This window comes from Dietzia sp. CQ4 (assembly GCF_014145125.1).
Lineage (GTDB): Bacteria > Actinomycetota > Actinomycetes > Mycobacteriales > Mycobacteriaceae > Dietzia > Dietzia natronolimnaea.
The window spans coordinates 1-4,039 of record NZ_JAALDZ010000295.1 but is presented as its reverse complement, the minus strand read 5'-3'; the positions used below and the strand labels follow the sequence as shown (position 1 = coordinate 4,039).

The following is a 4,039-nucleotide window of genomic DNA, read 5'->3' as shown; positions in this document are numbered from 1 at the left end:
GGTATCGGCCTGACCATCACTCGCGCACTCGTCGAAGCCCACGGCGGGAACATTCGAGCGCACAGTGACGGGCCCGGCCGAGATGCAAGTTTCACTGTCGAGTTTCCGAGCTCTGGCCGCTCTCCCACTAACCGAGCCGGCATGTCCGGCGCGCAAGTGGCCGGGCCCGGTCTGATTTGACCGAAGAAGGGAGTCAGCTTATGTGTCGACCGACGTGGCGCTACCGCCTGCTCTACCGTGCGCGGACGGCGCCTTGCCCACGGCCGGGACCGGCGACGGATGACGATCTCGTGCTGCGGTACGCCACGATCGCTGATCTCGGCGCGACCGCGCAGTTGCACGTTGAACAGCTACCGGCCGGTTTCTTCCCCGGCCTGGGGCCACGATTCATGCGTCGCTGGCACCGGACCTACCTTGATTCCCCGCACGGCGCGGACGCCTGCTTGGCAGAAGAGGCGGTTGCCGACCTGCGGAACTGCATCCGTACCAATCTCGACTGCGCCGATGTCTGCGTCGCCACCGCTTCCGTCCTGAGTCGCCGAACGGGCAGCAACCTGACCGTGGTCACCGAGTTGCTCAAGGCCTGCCGTGCCGCGTGCGCTACTTGCGCCGAAGACTGCGAGGCTCACGCCGACATGCACGAGCACTGCAAGCTGTGTGCTGACGCCTGCCGTCGTTGCGAAAAGGCCTGCAGCGACCTCCTCAGCGCCATTGGCTGAACCCGCGGCGCCGCTGTAGTCGTTGCTCGACTGGGTGTGCGACTTAGGTCCTACGGCGACAACCGACGATCTAGGGGGTTCTCTCCTATAAGCGGGCTCTCCTGTACGGCCCCCGGCTCCCTCCCGCACCTACTCGACGCCCCTTCCGGCTGGGGAAGGCTGCCGCTCCCAGCCCTACAGGATCCCGGGGCCGTCGAGGGCAGCCCACAGGACACCGGCCAGGACGCCCAGCGCCAGGCTCGCGGTCGCGGCGACCGCGGCCGTGACGGCCGGCCAGGCGGCCATCCCGCCGCGTCCGGGGAACTCGGCGGCTTGGGAGTCGGGTCGGGCGAAGACGGGGGCGAACCAGCGCAGGTAGTAGAAGAGGCTGATCACGCTGTTGACCACCACCACCAGAGCCAGCCACCCGTGACCGCCGTCCCAGGCGGCGGTGGCGGTGGTCAGTTTGCCCACGAAGATCGCCAGGGGCGGGGTGCCCACCAGCCCCAGCAGCGCCACCAGCACGGTCAGTCCCAACCTTGGGCGGGAGCGGGCCAGCCCGCGGTATTCGGCGAGCGTCCGGTGCTCGGGCAGGGCAGCGGTCACGGCAAAGGCGGCGACGTTGGTCACGGCGTAGGCGGCCAGGTAGAACAACAGCGAGGGCAGGGCCAGGTCGCTGCGCCCGGCTGCGGCCACGGGCACCAGCAGGAACCCCACCTGCGCCACGGTCGACCAGCCCAGTAGCCGGCGGGGATCGGTCTGCCAGTAGGCGGCCAGGTTGCCCAGGAACATCGAGGCGGTGGCCAGTAGGGCGGCGACGAGCAACCAGGAGTGATCTTCGGCGGAGACCGTGGCCACCAACCGGTACACGGCCACCAGCGCGCCCACCTTGGGCACGGTGGTCAGGAACGTGGCGGCGGTGACCCCGGAGCCCTGGGCGGCGTCGGGCACCCAGAAGTGCATCGGCACCCCGCCGGCCTTGAACAGCAGCCCGGCCAGCACCCCCAGGATGCCTGTCCCCACGGCGGCGTCCGGTGCGGTGGGCAACGCCTCCCGGAGCAGGGCGTAGTCGGTGCCTCCGGCCAGGGCATAGAGCACGGTGACGCCCAGCATCAGCAGGATCCCGGACAGCGCCCCCATGAGGTAGGTCTTGACCGCCGCCTCGGCGCCCAAGCGGCCGCCGGTGAGTCCGATGATCCCGTACAGCGGGATGCTGGCCAGCAGGAATCCCACGATCAGCACCAACAGGTCGGTGATCCCGGCCAGGACCATCACCCCGGCGGTGGCGAAGAGCAGCAGGGCGTAGGTGTCGGATTCGCGCGGGGAGTCCTTGAGCTCCCCGGAGGCCACCCCCAGGATCAGCAGGGTGGCCAGGGTGGCTATCACCCGTGCGGCGCCGGTGGCGGTGTCCACGGCAAAGGTACCCGCAAAGGCGCTTTGCGCAGGCCCGGCCATAGCCACCGCGGCGGCGGTCGCGGCGCCCAGTAGCGCCAGGGCGGCCGCGGCGCGGGCGATCCACTGGCGCTGCCGGGGGAGGAACGATCCGCCCAGTAGCACCGCCAATCCGCCGGTAAAGACGATGATCTCGGGCAGCAGCAGCCCGGGGCTCATCTGCATGGAGGCGTCCACGGGTTACCGTCCCACCAGTTCCACGAGGGCGGCCGAGCTCTGCTCGATCACCCCGAGCAGCACCAGCGGCAGCACTCCGATCAGCACGGACAGCGCCAGCAGAGGGCCGGCCGACCACAGCTCGTGCGCCCGCAGGTCCGCGAACCCGGGGGAGCGCCCGGCGGCGGGCCCGGTGAAGACCCGCTGCAGGGCCCGCAGGAACAGGGCGGCGGTGATCACGATGCCCACTAGCGCCACTGCGGTCACCGGGGCCACGGCCACGCTGCCGGCGAAGATCTGGAACTCGGCTATGAACCCGGAGAACCCGGGCAGGCCCAGGGAGGCAAAGGCGCCGATCGCGAACAGCGCCGCGTACCGCGGGGCGGGGTCGGCCAGCCCGCCATAGGAACCCAGGTCGTAGGTCCCGGCCCGGCTCTGCATGACCCCGGCCAGCAAGAACAGGGCGGCGGTGATCAGTCCGTGGCTGACCATTTGCACCATCGCGCCGGTGACCGCCACGGACCGGGCCTGCTCGGCACCCTCCACCAGCAGCCCGGCCGCACCCAGGGCCAGGACGATGTAGCCCATGTGGTTGACGGAGGTGTAGGCGATCATCCGCTTGAGGTCGGTCTGGGCAAGCGCCACCAGTGCGCCGTAGAGCACGGAGACGATTCCCACGGCCACGATCACCCAGGCCCACGCCCGCCAGACCTCGGGCAGCATCGGCATGGCGATCCGCACGAAGCCGTACGCGCCCATCTTCAGCAACACCCCCGCCAGGACGGCCGAGCCGGCGGCCGGGGCGTCGGTGTGGGCCGGGGGAAGCCAGGTGTGGAACGGCACGGTGGGGGTCTTGACGGCCAAGCCCACCAGGATCGCCGCCAGCACCAGCCCCCCGGCGAGCGGCTCACCGGCCAGCGGGGGTGCGGCGACCAGCTCGGGGATGTCAAAGGTGTGGGGCGCCGAGAACACATACAGCCCGATGAAACCCAGCAGCAGGGCCAGCGACCCCAGGAACGTGTAGAGGAAGAACTTCAGCGCCGACCGGGCCGCATTGCCGTGGCCCCACCCGGCGATGATGAAGTACATTCCCACGATCGACAGGTCAAAAAAGACGAAGAACAGGATCAGGTCGGCCGAAACGAACACGCCGAGGCTCATGCTCTGCAGGAACAAAAATAGCGCCGCCTGCACGCGCGGCCGGTCCGAATCCCGCAGGCAGTACACAGCGCACGCCAAGAACACCACGACCGTCATCGCCACCAGCGGCAGGGACAGCCCGTCGATGCCCACGTGGTAACTGCTGCCCACCCCCGGGATCCACGGCACCTGCTCCTCGAACGCCAGCCCGTTCGGTCCCGGGTCCTTGTAGCCGGCCCACACCACGGCAACCAGCAGCACTTCCAGCACGCTCACCGCGATCCACGCCCATCGCGCGGCCGCCGGCCCGATCGCCGGCACCGCGGCCAGGACGGCGGCGGCGGCCAAGGGGAGAAAGACGATCAGACTGAGCATGCTCATCCCATCACTGCGTAGACGGTCCAGGCCACCACGGCCACGGTGAGCACCGCGACGGCCTGCAGGAGGTACTGGTGGACGGCCCCGGTCTGCGGGGTGCGGGCCAGGTGCCCGAGTCGGCGAACCCAACCGGCCAGGCCCTCGACGGCGCCGTCGACCACGGCGTCATCGAGGCGGGCCGCGCCCTGCCCGGCCGTATGGGCGGCCCGTGCGGC

The 4,039-nt window shown here is 70.1% G+C and carries 3 protein-coding genes and 2 pseudogenes; 2 read left to right on the top strand and 3 right to left on the bottom strand.

Features of this window, described 5'->3' with window-relative positions:
* Window positions 1-180, top strand: a pseudogene (locus G6031_RS18980) (hypothetical protein); the annotation flags it as partial.
* A 110-nt stretch (window positions 181-290) separates the two neighbouring features.
* Window positions 291-719, top strand: coding sequence for a four-helix bundle copper-binding protein (locus tag G6031_RS15230; RefSeq protein WP_007626378.1), 429 nt, complete (start codon window positions 291-293; stop codon window positions 717-719).
* A 174-nt stretch (window positions 720-893) separates the two neighbouring features.
* Here G6031_RS15230 and G6031_RS15225 read toward each other — a convergent pair whose 3' ends face one another.
* The 3 genes and pseudogenes from G6031_RS15225 to G6031_RS15215 form a co-directional block, all read right to left on the bottom strand.
* Window positions 894-2,309, bottom strand: coding sequence for an NADH-quinone oxidoreductase subunit N (locus G6031_RS15225; RefSeq protein WP_241737374.1), 1,416 nt, complete (start codon window positions 2,307-2,309; stop codon window positions 894-896).
* A gap of 21 nt (window positions 2,310-2,330) precedes the next feature.
* Window positions 2,331-3,821 carry an NADH-quinone oxidoreductase subunit M gene (locus tag G6031_RS15220; protein WP_182653705.1) on the bottom strand — a complete coding sequence of 497 codons (1,491 nt, stop codon included), beginning with the start codon at window positions 3,819-3,821 and terminating at the stop codon, window positions 2,331-2,333.
* Window positions 3,822-3,823: 2 nt separating this feature from the next.
* Window positions 3,824-4,039: pseudogene (locus tag G6031_RS15215) on the bottom strand (NADH-quinone oxidoreductase subunit L); the annotation flags it as partial.